Below are 12,560 nucleotides of genomic sequence, written 5' to 3'. Positions count from 1 at the left end.
CGGAGGGCCCGGTGAGATTCCGTCACCAGGGGGATGTGTGCGTAAGGACAGGTAGTGCACCGGTGAGACGCCGTACGCACGAACGTCTTCACGCTCAGGTGCACTAGGTCGTTGCCGGACACTACCTGTCCTTGTGTGCACTACTCCTGGACCGAGACCACGCGGGTCCAGTCGGAGCATTCGGCCTCGCACCACACGTGATCCCCGCGGTGTGCGATCCGGTCGCGCTGCACATGCCCGCAGGCAAGCAGCACGCGTCGCATCGAGTGCCCCTGCTGGACCGGAGCACCGGTCCTGCCGCCAGGCACTCGTTTCCTGTTCCTGAGGTCGGCCATGGCCGGTCCTCCTCTCTTGTCCTATCTGTTCGTCCTGCGTGCAGAAGGCAGGATTCGAACCTGCTCAGCGCGTGGCAACGGGTTTACAGCCCGCCCCGCCTCTCCAACGGCGGCGCTTCTGCTCATCGCCTGGGGAGATAGCGACCGACTCTTTCCGAGTAGCGCTCGTACTCGTCCCCGAAACTCGCTTGCAGCCGGTTTTCCTCCCGGACAACATCCCGGTGGATCCACAGGCCAACGGCCGGCAGGGTCGCCAAAGTCCACCCCGACCCGGTCGCCAGTCCGATGCCCAGGTGCGCGAGCGCCCATCCGACGTACATCGGATTCCGGCTCAGTGCGTACGGCCCGCTGGTGACGAGCCTGTCCGGGCTGGACAGATCGGTGGTACGTGCCGCTCGCAACGAGCCCGCGATGACCAAGCCTCCGGCGGCGACGAGCGACCATCCGGCAGGTCGTCTTCCGACTCGCCACGGTCGCACCTGCTCGAGCGCGAAGCCGACCGCGATCCCGGCCAGGCTGGCTTCGGGGATCGGGATGTTCGTCAGCCGCGTGTCCGTATGACTTCCTCGACAAAGGCGGCGGGCCGCTCGATGTGCGGGACGTGCCCGGCGTCGCCGATCACCTGTAACGGCCAGCCAAGCCTGGCGCCTGCCTCCTCGGCGAGGCGCAGCGGTACGAATCGGTCCTTCGCGCCCCAGAGCAGCGTCGTGGGGACATCGATCTGGTCATGGACCTGTTTGGTGCAGGTGGTGACCAGGTAGCGCATCGTCCGCTTGACGTGCGGCACGTGGGCGCGGCTCCGCGTATAGGTGCTGAAGGCGTGCATCCAGTCCGGGGCGCGACGTCGTACGGCATCGAGATCGGCGAACGCCCACCGTTCGAAGCGCTCCATGTTCGCCTCGGAGGGGCGCAGCGCGAACCGGACAGCGATCACTTGCAGCCCGATCGGCATCCGGTACGGCCCAACCCCCGGTACGCCGTACAGCACCAACCGCTGCAGTTGCTCGCCATGAGTCGCCGCGAACCGTGCGGCCAACGTCCCGACCAGCGAGTGCGCGATCAAGGCCGGCGGCTGATCGCAGGTCAGCTCGAGCAGCGCATTCAGCCAGCCGTCGAACGTCGCCTGGTCCAACCGAGCGACCGGATCGGACTGACCGAGCCCCGGCACATCAGGTACGACGAGCTGGTACTGCTCCGCGAGCCGTGGAATCACCGGCGCCCAGTAGGCCCCGCCACACTCGATACCACCGTGCAGGAGAACGAGCGGCGGACCGTCCCCGCCTTGGAGAACGACTGTCGACACGTCGTTGACGTCGATCCGCCGTTCGTCCACAGGCAGCCCTTTCAGCAGCCGCTCACGCTCGATCATGAGGTCAACGTAGGACTCGGCGACGTACATCCGCTTCGGAAGAACTACCCAAACCGCTCCACGCGGAACTGCGAACAACCACGTACCAGCTGGACTCGGCTTGGCAGGGCGGCCGGTCGTTCCCGGCCGCCCAGCGGTGAGAGCGAGATTCGAACTCGCGAGCCGACCGAAGCCGACCGACGGTTTAGCAAACCGCTGCCCCTGCCAACAGGCGGACCTCACCAACAGGCCCTGCCGTGTCCCCTGACCACGGCAGGACCTGTTCAGCCCTTGACGCAGATGACCTGCTTCAGATGAGCCACGACCTCGACCAGGTCGGACTGGGCGGCGATGACCGAGTCGATGTCCTTGTACGCGGCCGGAATCTCGTCGATCACGCCGGCGTCCTTGCGGGACTCGACACCGGTCGTCTGAGCGACCAGATCGTCGACGGTGAACCGGCGCTTCGCCTCGTTGCGGCTCATCCGCCGGCCTGCCCCGTGTGAGGCCGAGTAGAACGAGCGCTCCGAGCCGAGCCCGCGCACGACGTACGAACCGGTTCCCATCGACCCCGGGATCAGCCCGAGGTCCCCGCGCCCCGCCCGGATCGCACCCTTGCGGGTGACGAGCAGGTCGAGCCCGTCGATGTGCTCCTCGGCCACGTAGTTGTGGTGGCACGAGATCGGCTGCTCGAACCGTACGTCGACCTCGAACGACTCCCGCACCGCCTGCATCACCAGCGCGAGCATGACGGCCCGGTTCCGGGCGGCGTACTCCTGGGCCCAGGTGAGGTCGCGACGGTACGCGTCCATCTCCGGCGTACCGGACAGGAACACCGCCAGGTCACGGTCCGGGAGATCCGCGTTGTGCGGCAGGTCCCGGGCGATCCGCATGTGCCGCTCCGCGAGCTCCTTGCCGATGTTCCGGCTACCGGAGTGCAGCATCAGCCACACGCGGTCCTCGTCGTCGAGGCACACCTCGATGAAGTGGTTGCCCCCGCCCAGCGACCCCATCTGTTGCTTGGCCTTGCGCTCGCGGTCCTGCACTCCGTCGTGCAGACTCGTGAACTCGCCCCACAGCTTGTCCCACGGACGCGGGTCCAGCCCGAGCCGTCGTACGCCGACCTGATCCTCGTGGGCCCGGAAACCCACAGGTACGGCGGCCTCGATCCGCGAACGGATCGCCGACAGGTCGTCCGGAAGGTCCGAGGCCGTCAGCGAGGTCAGGACACCTTCCATCCCACACCCGATGTCGACCCCGACCGCGGCCGGCGACACCGCCTGGTTCATCGCGATCACAGACCCGACGGTCGCGCCCTTACCGAGGTGCACGTCCGGCATCACCCGGACGCCGTGCACCCACGGCAGCGCCGCAATGTTCCGCAGCTGCTGCAGCGCCTTCGCGTCGACGTCGTACTCCTGCGCCCACATGAGCGTGGAGCTCTTGGCCCCACTCAGCTCAACCGGAAGCTCCACGTTCATCTCCCCACTCTCCTCGATCGTGTACATGCGGTGAGACTGGGACTCGAACCCAGACGTCCGTTGAAGGACCTGCCGTTTTCGAGACGGCTGCCGCTAGGCCTGACACTCGGCTTATCTCACCAGGGTTGTGCAGCTGCCAGGGCAGGGCTCGAACCTGCGGGGCCTCGGGTCAGAACCGAGGGTGGGTCACCGGCGCCCACCTGGCATCGCGCTCCTCGGCGGCACCGGTGGGTGTCGCGTCAGAGCGCTATCTCGGCACGGGAAGGGACCCACGGCTGCCACAGCAGCGGCATGCCGGCCTCTTCCGGTGTTCGCGAGCCCTTCTTCTCGTTGCACTCCGCGTGCGCGGCGACGGCGTTCAGCCACTCGCCTCGACCGCCTCGTGATCGTGGGATCACGTGGTCCATCGTGGTGGCGCCGAGCTTGCCGCAGTACGCGCAGGTGTACTTGTCGCGCTTCAGTACGCTGGCCCGCGTGTACTGCAGCCGGCCGGAGGCGTAGCGCCACTTCATCACGACGTACCGGACGAGACGCAGGACGCGGGGGAGGGGGAACGGTCCGATGCTGGCGCCGTCGTGCGCTTCCTCGACGACGGCGACCTCCCGGACGAGCATCCGGATGGCGTGCGGGATCGACACGACGTGCAGCTGCTCGTACGACGCGTTCAGCACGATCACACCGCTCATGTGGTTCCTCCTCCCTTCCAGTGTGCCCGACCCGCGGTCAGCAGGTCGGCGAATTCGGTGTCGGTCGGTGCGTGCGGCCCCAGGGATTCGAACCCTGAACCTCCTGGTTCTAAGCCAGGCGCCTCTCCCAGTTGGGCCAGAGCCGCGGGCGTACGACGTACGCTGCGTGAGCACGTCGTACTAGAGGGTGTCCGGCGGGGCTCGAACCCGCTTCCTCCGGGGCCACATCCCGGTGCCTCGCCCACTTCGACCTCGGACACAGCACGCCCGGCAGGATTCGAACCTGCACCCTCCTGCTTCGTAGGCAGGCGCTCTGTCCGGTTGAGCCACGGGCGTTCGGTGCCCTGCGCCGGATGTACTGCGGATTTCCGTCGCAGGGCACGCTTGTGGCGCCCGCTCGGCCGGTAGCTGAGCATCCTGCGGGCGCCTGGTCCAGTTGGAGGGACTCGAACCCCCGATCCCCTCATCCCAAATGAGGTGGCCTGGCCGCTGGCCTACAACTGGTCCTCTCCCGGCCCTCGGACAGGCCGGGAGAAATGCGATGAATGTCCAGTTGTCATTGTTCGTGCCGATATCCGTGAATACCGGAAAATAGTCTCGGTGAAGTAATCCCGTCGCCGGGCAAAAGAAAAGAGCCGCCTGCTGCCGGTATCCGGCCCAGACGGCTCCTGGAGATCTCTCCACTCGGAGATCACCCAGGCGGGCCGCCCATGCACAGGCTGAGCTGGTGGTAGAAGGTGTCGCCCACGGATCGCAGGCACGCCGACAAAGCCACACGGCCGGGCCGCCAGGCTTCATTCGCGATCTGCGTCCTGTACACGATCTTCTCCTCAGGGTCTCGGTCTTGCCGGAATTAGTTTCACCCACCACCTACGACGAAGTCAACGCATTTCCTCAAACAATTGTTCCGCCGCAATTCCGTCGCCCCTCCGACGTACGCCGCCGCGCACCGGTTCCGGTACGCCGCCGTCCGCCCCTTCCGCCGTACGAGGCCGCTCACCCCCGACGCAGACACCCGTCCACCTCGTGACCCCGACCACACCCCGCACCCCGCCGTACCCCTCCCAAGGATCCGATTCGGAATCCTCCCCCTCCGCCCGCTACACTCTTGCCTCGGCACCCGCCGCCTTAGCTCAGTCGGCAGAGCGTCTCACTCGTAATGAGAAGGTCGTCGGTTCGATTCCGACAGGCGGCTCCACCAAACCCCCAGGTCAGAGATCAATCTCTGAGGCTGGGGGTTCGTCGTTCCCCGCCTCGATCGCCTTCGGTGCCCCCGTGGTGCCCCCAAGCTTCTTGGCCGCGTCCCACAGGTTCTGGTCGATTAGGTGCCCGTAGAGGTCCATCGTCATCGCCGCCGAGGCGTGCCCCACGATGCGCTGAACCACCTTCGGATCAGCGCCGGACCCAAGCCAGACCGACGCCGCCGTGTGACGCAGACCGTGGATCCTGAGCTGGCCTGGGTTTGGCAGCTATGAGGGGGACGGGGCGGGTGTGGAGACGCTGACGGACGAAGTCCTTGGCCACGCTCGGGGCAGCGCAACTATCGTCGGCCAAGTGATCATTCGCCCCGTTCGTGAGAGCGACATTGAGAGCCTTCATCAAAACCGTCTGTGCGGGCTCACCATCGACGAGACCACCACGCTGGTCATGTCGGCGATCGACGAGGAACACGGGCGCGACTCCCGCTTTCTCGTCGCGGCCGAAAAGGACGGCGGCGTGGTGGGGATGACCACGGTAAAGCGCCTGGAGCATCGGTTGTGCAGGCATCGGGCCGAGCTGGGCGGCCTTGTCATTCTTCCCGTCGCTCGTGGGACAGGTCTCGCTCGAGGGATTGTGGACGCTGCGGGCAGTCACGCCAGTGACTGGGGTTGCTCGATCCTTGAGGTCAGCTGTCGCGGAGGCACTCATGCCGAGAAGGCCTACATCGGACTCGGATTCCAGGTGTGGGGTCAGTTGCCCGGCGGCTACCACGATCACGATGGTCTCGTCTTCGATGAGGTCCGATTGTGGATGTCGCTTCCAACGAAGACACCGTGACTGGTCCTTTGAGTTCGCAATGACGACCAGGGCGTGCATCGTGCCCTCCACGTGCCCTAACCGATGGTCAGTGGCGGTCACTCAGGGGGTGCTGTAGGCATCGGTTTCAGGCGCCGAGGCACGATCACAGCCCCAGGCCGGGAGTCGTCGCATGGTTGGTGCTTATGGCAACGGGCTCGTGATGAGAAGGTCGTCGGTTCGATTCCGACAGGCGGCTCCACCCAGACCCCCAGGTCAGAGATCTCTCTGAAGCTGGGGGTTCGTCGTTCAGCGGCTGTTTGCGGGTGCCTCGGTTGAGGTGGTGACTGCGGCTGGGTCGGTGGGACCTTGTGGCGCTGCGGGCTTGGATCTTGTGAGCCACAGGCCGGTGAAGACGGCGGTGGTCAATGTGACGGTGCCGGCTGCGAGGAAGGCGCTGTTGAGGCCGGTCTCGAAGGAGGCGCCGTCGGATTGCCGGGTGCGGACGATGGCTCCGAGAACTGCCACGCCGAGCACCGCGCCGATCTGTCGCGTGGTGCTGCTGATGCCTGATGCGAGGCCGCCTTCCTGCGGGCTGACCGCTTGGATGGCGGCTCCCGTCAGTGGGGACATGGTCAGGGCGAAACCGATGCCGACGACTCCCAGCCGCCACCACACGTTCCCGTAGCCGGTGTCGGCGTGCACCATGCCGAGCGCCAGCAGTCCCAGGCCGGCCAGGGCCAGACCGGTGGTCACCACGATTCGGAAGCCGTACCGGGCGGCGAGCCGGCCCGCGTACGGGCTGACGATCACCATAGCGAGGGTTGCCGGCAGGGTCTGCAGGCCGGCGCGCAGGATCGAGCTGCCCTGGACGTACACGAAGAACTGGGAGAAGAAGAACGATGACCCCATGAGTGCGAACCCCACCACGACCATGGCGGTGTTGGACACGGTGAACAGCTGCTGCCGGAACAGCCGCAGCGGCAGCATCGGAGCGGTACGACGCGATTCGACGGCGATGAAGGCGGCGAGGAGGATCACGGCGGCGGTGAAGCTGCCCAGGATCACCCGCGACGTCCAGCCGCGGGCACCACCCTCGATCAGACCGTAGGTCAGCGCTCCCACCCCCAGAACGGACAACACCATCCCCGGCACATCGATCGCGGGGGCGCTCGGATTGCGGGCTTCTGCAAGGCTGCGCAGACCGACCAGCAGAAGGACTACGCCGATAGGCAGGTTGACCAGGAAGATGGCGGGCCAGCCGAAGGCCTCTGTCAGTACGCCGCCGGCCACGGGGCCTGCTGCCAGACCGATTCCGCTGAATCCGGCCCACAGCCCGATCGCCTTGATTCGTTCTTGCGGCACGGGATAGGCGGCGGCGAGCAGGGCCAGCGAGGCAGGGCTCAGCGCCGCGGCCCCGATGCCCTGCAGCACCCGGCCGGCGACCAGCCAGCCGAGCGAGGGCGCGAGGCTGCACACCACCGACGCGGCGGTGAAGACCGCGACGCCGGTCAGGTACACCCGCTTGCGGCCGAACCGGTCGGCGAAGACACCGCCGGACAGCAGGAGCATGGCGACCAGCAGTACGTACGCGTCGACGATCCACTGCAGACCAGTCAGCTGAGTGTGCAGCCGGTGCTGCATGTCGGGCAGCGCAGCTCCAACAATCGTGTTGTCGAGCAGAACCATGAATTGGCCCAGGCAGGTCACCGTGAGCAGTACGGACCGGTTCGGTCGACTGCTTACGGCCGCAGGCGATGCAGCCATGGGGATCCTCTCAATCGTCAGGTGCGCCTCGGGCGCTCTAAAGCAGCCAGCAGCTGCGTTAGGCGAGTGTAGGAAGGTATGCGTAGCAAACGCAAGTCGCAACTGCGTTAAGGTGGGGTTCATGAACGAGCGAGAGCGAGCCCGGCGGCCCGGCGGGCGTAGCGCCCGCGTCGCCGCGGAGGTGCACCAGGCGGTCACCGACCTGATCAACGAGCGCGGCTACGGCAACTTCACCGTCGGCGACGTTGCGGCCCGCGCTGGTGTGGCCGACAGCAGCATCTATCGCCGGTGGGGCAACCTGGCAACCCTGCTCACCGACGTTGCGCTCACCCGGCTCAACGCGCAGTCGCCGATGCCCGACACCGGGAGCCTGGCCGGCGACCTACGCACCTACGCGGCCCAGGTGGCCCGCGAGATCACCGGACCCGACGGTCTGGCGTTGCTGCGCCTCGCCGTCGCGCTGTCCAGCCAAGGGCGCCAGGGCCAGCAGGCGGGTGACGACCTCCTCGCCGAACGCACCCGGCAACTGCAGTCCATGCTCGATCGCGCCGTGGAACGCGGCGAGCAGGCACCCGATGCGTTAGGCGTGGTGGACCACATCCTGGCCCCGATGTATGTCCGCGTCCTGCTCGGCATAGGCCCGCTCACCCCGGAGTACGTCGACGGGCTGGTCGACCGATTGCTGTGACCTCAACCCGGCTGCGGCGCTGGGGTCCGTCGTTCCGGGGCGCGGTCAGGTGCCGTGCGGTGGAACGCCGTTCTCGAGGTACACGGCTTCCGGCGTACGTCGGCTTTTGAACCCGGCCGCGACGCGTGCGAACTGTTCTGGGTCGAGGAGGTGGCCGGCCTCTTCGAGTGTGACGAACCTGGAGGAGGTGACCTCCGCCGGCTGGAGCACGATGCGGTCGGTATCGGCCGGTGCCAGCACCCCGCCGTCGAACAGGAACGCGACGATCTCTGTGAAGTCTCCCGTCTGCGGGATCCAATCCACGGCGAGCAAACTGCCCGGCTCGACGAAGAGGCCGATCTCCTCCAGCACCTCGCGCTGGGCGGCGAGGCGTGGCGATTCGTCGCGTTCGACCATGCCGCCGGGGATGTCCCAGGTCGTCTTGTACGGCGGCTGAAGCACCAGCAACCGGTCCGCTTGATCCGTGAACAGGCAGTCGGCAGCCATCCGTTTGGTGGGGAACCTCCCGGTGAAGTGCACGTCGTCGGCCACGTCGCCAGCCAACCACAGTTCGCGTTCCCCAGTTCGGTTCGTGGGGTTAGCGGGCGCCGCCGGGCAACGCCTTCTACCGGGTGGTTGATCTCAACGTTGACAGGGGTTGGGCTTGCGAGGATGGTGAGCAGCACGGGGCGTGAGCGGGTGGGGGTGTCGGGCGTGTTCGTTGTCGACGGGCACGGACGCCGGGGTCTTGTGCTGCCTGCAGGGGGAACTCAGACGCGTGGCGAACATGAGCGCACGGACCGCGACTGTCGCGGGCGTGTTCTATCTGGCGACCGAGATCACCTCGGTCGCGGCGCTACTGCGGTATCAACCGATTCTGCGTGACGGCAGCGCAGTCAGTTTTGCCATCTGAGCCCTCCTCGACTTCATTCGTTGTGCAATCCCTTTGGGGGATATTTCTGATGACAACATCTGTGGTGTACCCGGTGCATGTGAACGCCGCATCCGATCCGAAACCGTCCAGGTGGCTCTGGCTGGTCAAGTGGATCCTCGTGATCCCGCACTACGTCGTGTTGCTGTTCTTGTGGATCGGCTTCATGGTCAGCTCGGTCGTGGCGTTCTTCGCGATCCTGTTCACCGGTCGCTATCCGCGCGGCATCTTCGACTACAACGTCGGCGTGATGCGGTGGTCGTGGCGCGTGACGTACTACGCCTATGGAGCACTCGGCACCGACCAGTACCCGCCGTTCACGCTGGCCGAGGTCGAGGACTATCCCGCGCACCTGTCGGTCGACTACCCCGAACGCCTGTCCCGAGGCCTGGTCCTGGTGAAGTGGTGGCTGCTTGCGATCCCGCACTACATCATCGTCGGCTTCTTCGTCGGCGGTGGAATGTGGGCCGCGAACCGGTCCGACAACTGGCAGTGGAACGTCGGCGGCAGCGGTGGTCTGGTGGGAATCCTGGTGATCATCGCCGCGGTCATCCTGGCCTTCACCGGCGCATACCCTCGACCGCTGTACGACGTGATTCTCGGAATGAACCGCTGGGCTCTCCGGGTCGCAGGCTATGCCGCTCTGATGACTGATGTGTATCCGCCGTTCCGTCTCGACCAGGGCGGCAGTGATCCCGTCCTCGCCGTACCGCCTCCGTCCGGCGACCCGAGTTCTGAGCGCCTGCTGAGGGCATCAGACACGCCGTGAGCGGACGAAGCAACACCGCTAGTCGCGACGTACGAACGCCCAGCCCAGGTCGCGATCAGGAGCTGACTGTCCGGCGGATGAACGTCATGCGGCTCGGGTACGCGTTCATGGGGATGGGGCTGGCGATCGTCAAGTGGCCGGTTCTGGTTCAGGACGTTCGATCGCTGCCGGTGATGGAAGGAGTTGTCGCCTGCCTGCTGACGGCCATGTCGTTGCTGGCGTTCCTCGGGCTCAGATACCCCGTGCGGATGCTGCCGATCCTGCTGTTCGAGGTGACCTGGAAGGTCATCTGGCTCGGTACGGTCGCGATTCCCCACCTGATCGCCAACGATCTGAGCACCGAAGCGCGCGACGTACTGTTCAACTGCACCTTCATCGTCGTCATCGTGGCCGTCATCCCGTGGCGCTACGCCTGGCAGCGCTACGTCCGGACCCCGGGCGATCCCTGGCGCTGACACTCGATCAGCGGTCCTGGGTGTCCAGAAACCCATCCACTGCTCGGCGCCCCAGGCTTCGTAACTGCTCATGGTCGGCCACCCTGTCCGCGCGTCACTCGATCAGTTCGGGGTCGTGCACGAACTTGCGGACGTCCTGGGGACAGCGGCAGGCGGCGGCGATCTTGGCGGCCCAGGCCAGGGCTTCTTCGCGGGTCGGGACGTCGACGGTCATGAAGCCGCCGATGAGTTCCTTGCCCTCCAGGTACGGGCCGTCGACGACCTGCCCGTCGGTGCCGACCACCGCGTGTTCCACGTCGCCGTCGTCGTAGCTCAACCCGCCGCCGAACCGGAACACGCCGGCGTCCTTCGCCTCCTGACACACTGCGTGCGAGGCCTTGCCCACCTCGGGGAAGTCCTCCTCCGGGATGTGGTCCATCGCGCCCTTCTCGAACGAGATCAGGTACCGCGGCATCTCATCACTCCTTTGTCCTGACGACCTCTTCCGGCCGCCGCTCACCCTTGCAACGAACGCCGAGCTCCGGATCCGACAGGGCTGCTGAAATCAATCATGGTTGAATGCGCGGATGGAGGCGCACCCGGTTGATCAGGCGCGGTGGGCGGACCTGGTCGAGCTGTTCGGGCCGAGCGGCGGTACGCGGGGTTGCTGGTGCATGGCCCGTCGACTGCCGGCAGCAACTGTTGCCGCGAACGGGAGCGCCGAGAACCGTGCCGCACTTGAGGGTTTCGTCGAGGCGGGCGTCCCGGTCGGGCTCATCGGGTACGTCGACGACCGCCCGGCGATCTGGTGCGCCGTGGCCCCGCGGACGGAGTACTACGCGATCCTGCACTCGCGAACGCTGCCGATCGACGAGCCGGACGACGACACGATCTGGGCGATCAACTGCCTGTTCGTGAAGAGCGGGTACCGCGGGCGAGGGCTGACGTCGCCGATGGTCGACGCGGCCGTCGAGTACGCGCGGAGCTCGGGCGCGCGGATCGTGGAGGCGTACCCGGTGAAGGCGATGCCCGGTGATCCCGGCCGTGGCGTACTCAGCACGTTCCTCGCTGCCGGCTTCACGACGTACGCCGAAGGCCGTACGACGGCCAAACGCAACGTCGTCGTACGCCGAAGCCTGTGAACGCCCAAGCCCGAGCCGCCCGCGCCGCTCGCGCCGGGGCCCGTCTGCAGGCGGCGCACGAGCTGCTGCGGGACCTGGACCTGATCGCACGATGGAGCGTTTACGGCGAGGTGACCGTCGTCGGCTCCGTCGCGATCGAGCTGGTCGTGGACCCGGACATCGATCTGGAGATCCGCTCGGAGGAGCCGCGCGCCGCGGACGGGTTCGCCGTGATGAGTGTCCTGGCGGAGCTTCCGCAGGTACGGCGGATCACGTATCTCGACGCGCGCGACCGCCACGAGCAAGGGCAGTACTGGAAGCTCGAATACGAAACGCCGGATGACACCTGGACCGTCGACATGTGGGTGTTCGGCCCTGATGCCCCCGGTGGCGGACCGTTCGCCGAAGCGCTCCGACGCCATCTGACACCGGACACCCGCGACACGATCCTCGCGATCAAAGAGGAGGCCGCAGCCCGGGGCGAGCGCGCGCGGGGCTACTGGCTGTACCAGGCGGTCCTCGACGGCGGCGCGTCGACGTACGACGAGTACCGCGACTGGCTCGGCAACCGCAACATCTACGAACGCACCAACTGGCTCCCTATCATCAGTCCATGAGGGGACTGGTGGCTCTGCTCTGGGTGACCGTGGTCGTCAATCTTGGCGCCGCAGTCGGTAACGGGCTGGCCGGTGACGCCTTGGGTGCTGTCCTGCCCGCCGTCATCGCCGTGCTGATGGCGTTCGGGGCCTATCGCACCATGAAGCATCCGCCGAAGCCCCAACCGTTGACCAGGGCGCCCGTCGTGGTGGGCGCGGTGCTCGGTGGAGCGGCAACTCTCGCGGTGCTTGCAACCCTTGGCTGGACTGCGATCTTCGTTCCGGACTGGCCGATCAGGGCGGTGTCGTTGGCCGGCATGGTGTTCGTCGTCTACTTGGTGATCTGGACTGTGCGGACCGTGCGTCGCCTGGATCGCGAAGCCCGCGCGCTCGGCGACGCCGCCGGCTGAGCGGCAAGGGCCGTCTGACG

17 protein-coding genes and 9 tRNA genes are annotated in these 12,560 nt (G+C 66.6%); 9 read left to right on the top strand and 17 right to left on the bottom strand.

Translation table 11 applies throughout. The features are described from left to right. Nucleotides 1-140 precede the first annotated feature (140 nt). The 13 genes from EV137_RS41810 to EV137_RS32120 form a co-directional block, all read right to left on the bottom strand. Nucleotides 141-263: a hypothetical protein gene (locus EV137_RS41810; protein ID WP_255512188.1), complete on the bottom strand. Its 123-nt coding sequence runs from the start codon at nucleotides 261-263 to the stop codon at nucleotides 141-143. A 111-nt stretch (nucleotides 264-374) separates the two neighbouring features. Further along, nucleotides 375-457, bottom strand: a tRNA-Tyr gene (locus tag EV137_RS32160). Beyond that, nucleotides 458-814 carry a methyltransferase family protein gene (locus tag EV137_RS42090; protein WP_375372043.1) on the bottom strand — a complete coding sequence of 119 codons (357 nt, stop codon included), beginning with the start codon at nucleotides 812-814 and terminating at the stop codon, nucleotides 458-460. Between the two features lie 62 nt (nucleotides 815-876). Then, the gene (locus tag EV137_RS32150; RefSeq protein WP_166680066.1) at nucleotides 877-1,704 is read right to left on the bottom strand and encodes an alpha/beta fold hydrolase; all 828 of its coding nucleotides are present in this window, start codon (nucleotides 1,702-1,704) and stop codon (nucleotides 877-879) included. A 134-nt stretch (nucleotides 1,705-1,838) separates the two neighbouring features. Next, a tRNA-Ser gene (locus tag EV137_RS32145) sits at nucleotides 1,839-1,927 on the bottom strand. A gap of 40 nt (nucleotides 1,928-1,967) precedes the next feature. Then, nucleotides 1,968-3,191 carry an RtcB family protein gene (locus EV137_RS32140; RefSeq protein ID WP_238175680.1) on the bottom strand — a complete coding sequence of 408 codons (1,224 nt, stop codon included), beginning with the start codon at nucleotides 3,189-3,191 and terminating at the stop codon, nucleotides 1,968-1,970. 1 nt (nucleotide 3,192) lies between these two features. Beyond that, nucleotides 3,193-3,285, bottom strand: a tRNA-Ser gene (locus EV137_RS40855). A gap of 12 nt (nucleotides 3,286-3,297) precedes the next feature. Beyond that, nucleotides 3,298-3,370, bottom strand: a tRNA-Gln gene (locus tag EV137_RS40850). A 33-nt stretch (nucleotides 3,371-3,403) separates the two neighbouring features. After that, a complete protein-coding gene (locus tag EV137_RS32135) occupies nucleotides 3,404-3,850 on the bottom strand; it encodes an HNH endonuclease (protein WP_134131857.1) in 447 nt (148 codons plus the stop codon). A gap of 72 nt (nucleotides 3,851-3,922) precedes the next feature. Beyond that, nucleotides 3,923-3,996 (bottom strand) — tRNA-Leu (locus tag EV137_RS32130). 40 nt (nucleotides 3,997-4,036) lie between these two features. Beyond that, a tRNA-His gene (locus EV137_RS40845) sits at nucleotides 4,037-4,110 on the bottom strand. A 2-nt stretch (nucleotides 4,111-4,112) separates the two neighbouring features. Continuing rightward, nucleotides 4,113-4,186, bottom strand: a tRNA-Arg gene (locus EV137_RS32125). Nucleotides 4,187-4,278: 92 nt separating this feature from the next. Beyond that, nucleotides 4,279-4,354, bottom strand: a tRNA-Pro gene (locus EV137_RS32120). 618 nt (nucleotides 4,355-4,972) lie between these two features. Here EV137_RS32120 and EV137_RS32115 point away from each other — a divergent pair. Further along, nucleotides 4,973-5,048: transfer RNA gene (locus EV137_RS32115), tRNA-Thr, on the top strand. A gap of 13 nt (nucleotides 5,049-5,061) precedes the next feature. Here EV137_RS32115 and EV137_RS42085 read toward each other — a convergent pair. Continuing rightward, the gene (locus EV137_RS42085; protein ID WP_375372046.1) at nucleotides 5,062-5,295 is read right to left on the bottom strand and encodes a tyrosine-type recombinase/integrase; all 234 of its coding nucleotides are present in this window, start codon (nucleotides 5,293-5,295) and stop codon (nucleotides 5,062-5,064) included. A gap of 46 nt (nucleotides 5,296-5,341) precedes the next feature. Here EV137_RS42085 and EV137_RS32105 point away from each other — a divergent pair, with 46 nt between their 5' ends. After that, the gene (locus EV137_RS32105; RefSeq protein ID WP_134131855.1) at nucleotides 5,342-5,887 is read left to right on the top strand and encodes a GNAT family N-acetyltransferase; all 546 of its coding nucleotides are present in this window, start codon (nucleotides 5,342-5,344) and stop codon (nucleotides 5,885-5,887) included. 267 nt (nucleotides 5,888-6,154) lie between these two features. On the opposite strand, the gene EV137_RS32100 is transcribed toward EV137_RS32105, so the two are convergent. Continuing rightward, complete coding sequence (locus tag EV137_RS32100; RefSeq protein ID WP_134131854.1) at nucleotides 6,155-7,612, bottom strand: MFS transporter; 1,458 nt, start codon at nucleotides 7,610-7,612, stop codon at nucleotides 6,155-6,157. Between the two features lie 121 nt (nucleotides 7,613-7,733). On the opposite strand from EV137_RS32100, the gene EV137_RS32095 reads away from it, so the two are divergent. Continuing rightward, on the top strand, nucleotides 7,734-8,300 hold the full coding sequence (locus EV137_RS32095; protein ID WP_134131853.1) for a TetR/AcrR family transcriptional regulator: 567 nt from the start codon (nucleotides 7,734-7,736) through the stop codon (nucleotides 8,298-8,300). 45 nt (nucleotides 8,301-8,345) lie between these two features. Here EV137_RS32095 and EV137_RS32090 read toward each other — a convergent pair whose 3' ends face one another. Then, nucleotides 8,346-8,831, bottom strand: a complete 486-nt coding sequence (locus EV137_RS32090) for an NUDIX domain-containing protein (RefSeq protein WP_134131852.1) — start codon at nucleotides 8,829-8,831, stop codon at nucleotides 8,346-8,348. Between the two features lie 235 nt (nucleotides 8,832-9,066). On the opposite strand from EV137_RS32090, the gene EV137_RS41805 reads away from it, so the two are divergent. From EV137_RS41805 to EV137_RS32080, 3 genes are all read left to right on the top strand, one after another. After that, nucleotides 9,067-9,192, top strand: coding sequence for a hypothetical protein (locus EV137_RS41805; RefSeq protein ID WP_255517859.1), 126 nt, complete (start codon nucleotides 9,067-9,069; stop codon nucleotides 9,190-9,192). Between the two features lie 49 nt (nucleotides 9,193-9,241). Then, entirely contained in the window at nucleotides 9,242-9,979 is a 738-nt protein-coding gene (locus tag EV137_RS32085) for a DUF4389 domain-containing protein (RefSeq protein ID WP_134012344.1), read from the top strand. Between the two features lie 77 nt (nucleotides 9,980-10,056). Next, complete coding sequence (locus EV137_RS32080) at nucleotides 10,057-10,434, top strand: hypothetical protein (RefSeq protein ID WP_134131851.1); 378 nt, start codon at nucleotides 10,057-10,059, stop codon at nucleotides 10,432-10,434. 94 nt (nucleotides 10,435-10,528) lie between these two features. On the opposite strand, the gene EV137_RS32075 is transcribed toward EV137_RS32080, so the two are convergent. Beyond that, complete coding sequence (locus tag EV137_RS32075; RefSeq protein ID WP_134131850.1) at nucleotides 10,529-10,888, bottom strand: YciI family protein; 360 nt, start codon at nucleotides 10,886-10,888, stop codon at nucleotides 10,529-10,531. A gap of 112 nt (nucleotides 10,889-11,000) precedes the next feature. Here EV137_RS32075 and EV137_RS32070 point away from each other — a divergent pair, with 112 nt between their 5' ends. The 3 genes from EV137_RS32070 to EV137_RS32060 are packed head-to-tail and all read left to right on the top strand — an operon-like array spanning nucleotide 11,001 to nucleotide 12,540. Continuing rightward, nucleotides 11,001-11,555, top strand: coding sequence for a GNAT family N-acetyltransferase (locus tag EV137_RS32070; RefSeq protein ID WP_134131849.1), 555 nt, complete (start codon nucleotides 11,001-11,003; stop codon nucleotides 11,553-11,555). Beyond that, nucleotides 11,552-12,151 carry a hypothetical protein gene (locus tag EV137_RS32065; protein WP_134131848.1) on the top strand — a complete coding sequence of 200 codons (600 nt, stop codon included), beginning with the start codon at nucleotides 11,552-11,554 and terminating at the stop codon, nucleotides 12,149-12,151. The genes EV137_RS32070 and EV137_RS32065 overlap by 4 nt, the downstream gene beginning before the upstream one ends. Beyond that, nucleotides 12,148-12,540 (top strand): hypothetical protein, encoded by a 393-nt coding sequence (locus EV137_RS32060; protein ID WP_134131847.1) that lies wholly within the window; start codon nucleotides 12,148-12,150, stop codon nucleotides 12,538-12,540. The genes EV137_RS32065 and EV137_RS32060 overlap by 4 nt, the downstream gene beginning before the upstream one ends. Nucleotides 12,541-12,560: the final 20 nt, after the last annotated feature.

This window comes from Kribbella pratensis (assembly GCF_004366075.1).
Taxonomy (GTDB): domain Bacteria; phylum Actinomycetota; class Actinomycetes; order Propionibacteriales; family Kribbellaceae; genus Kribbella; species Kribbella pratensis.
The sequence above is the reverse complement of the archived record's forward strand: the minus strand, read 5'-3'. Positions and strand labels throughout refer to the sequence as shown.

Coding starts and splice junctions, on each gene's coding strand:
- EV137_RS41810 (WP_255512188.1), bottom strand. CDS start 263: ATGCGACGCGTGCTGCTTGCCTGCGGGCATGTGCAGCGCGACCGGATC.
- EV137_RS32150 (WP_166680066.1), bottom strand. CDS start 1,704: ATGATCGAGCGTGAGCGGCTGCTGAAAGGGCTGCCTGTGGACGAACGG.
- EV137_RS32140 (WP_238175680.1), bottom strand. CDS start 3,191: ATGTACACGATCGAGGAGAGTGGGGAGATGAACGTGGAGCTTCCGGTT.
- EV137_RS32135 (WP_134131857.1), bottom strand. CDS start 3,850: ATGAGCGGTGTGATCGTGCTGAACGCGTCGTACGAGCAGCTGCACGTC.
- EV137_RS32100 (WP_134131854.1), bottom strand. CDS start 7,612: ATGGCTGCATCGCCTGCGGCCGTAAGCAGTCGACCGAACCGGTCCGTA.
- EV137_RS32095 (WP_134131853.1), top strand. CDS start 7,734: ATGAACGAGCGAGAGCGAGCCCGGCGGCCCGGCGGGCGTAGCGCCCGC.
- EV137_RS41805 (WP_255517859.1), top strand. CDS start 9,067: ATGAGCGCACGGACCGCGACTGTCGCGGGCGTGTTCTATCTGGCGACC.
- EV137_RS32085 (WP_134012344.1), top strand. CDS start 9,242: ATGACAACATCTGTGGTGTACCCGGTGCATGTGAACGCCGCATCCGAT.
- EV137_RS32080 (WP_134131851.1), top strand. CDS start 10,057: ATGAACGTCATGCGGCTCGGGTACGCGTTCATGGGGATGGGGCTGGCG.
- EV137_RS32075 (WP_134131850.1), bottom strand. CDS start 10,888: ATGCCGCGGTACCTGATCTCGTTCGAGAAGGGCGCGATGGACCACATC.
- EV137_RS32070 (WP_134131849.1), top strand. CDS start 11,001: ATGGAGGCGCACCCGGTTGATCAGGCGCGGTGGGCGGACCTGGTCGAG.
- EV137_RS32060 (WP_134131847.1), top strand. CDS start 12,148: ATGAGGGGACTGGTGGCTCTGCTCTGGGTGACCGTGGTCGTCAATCTT.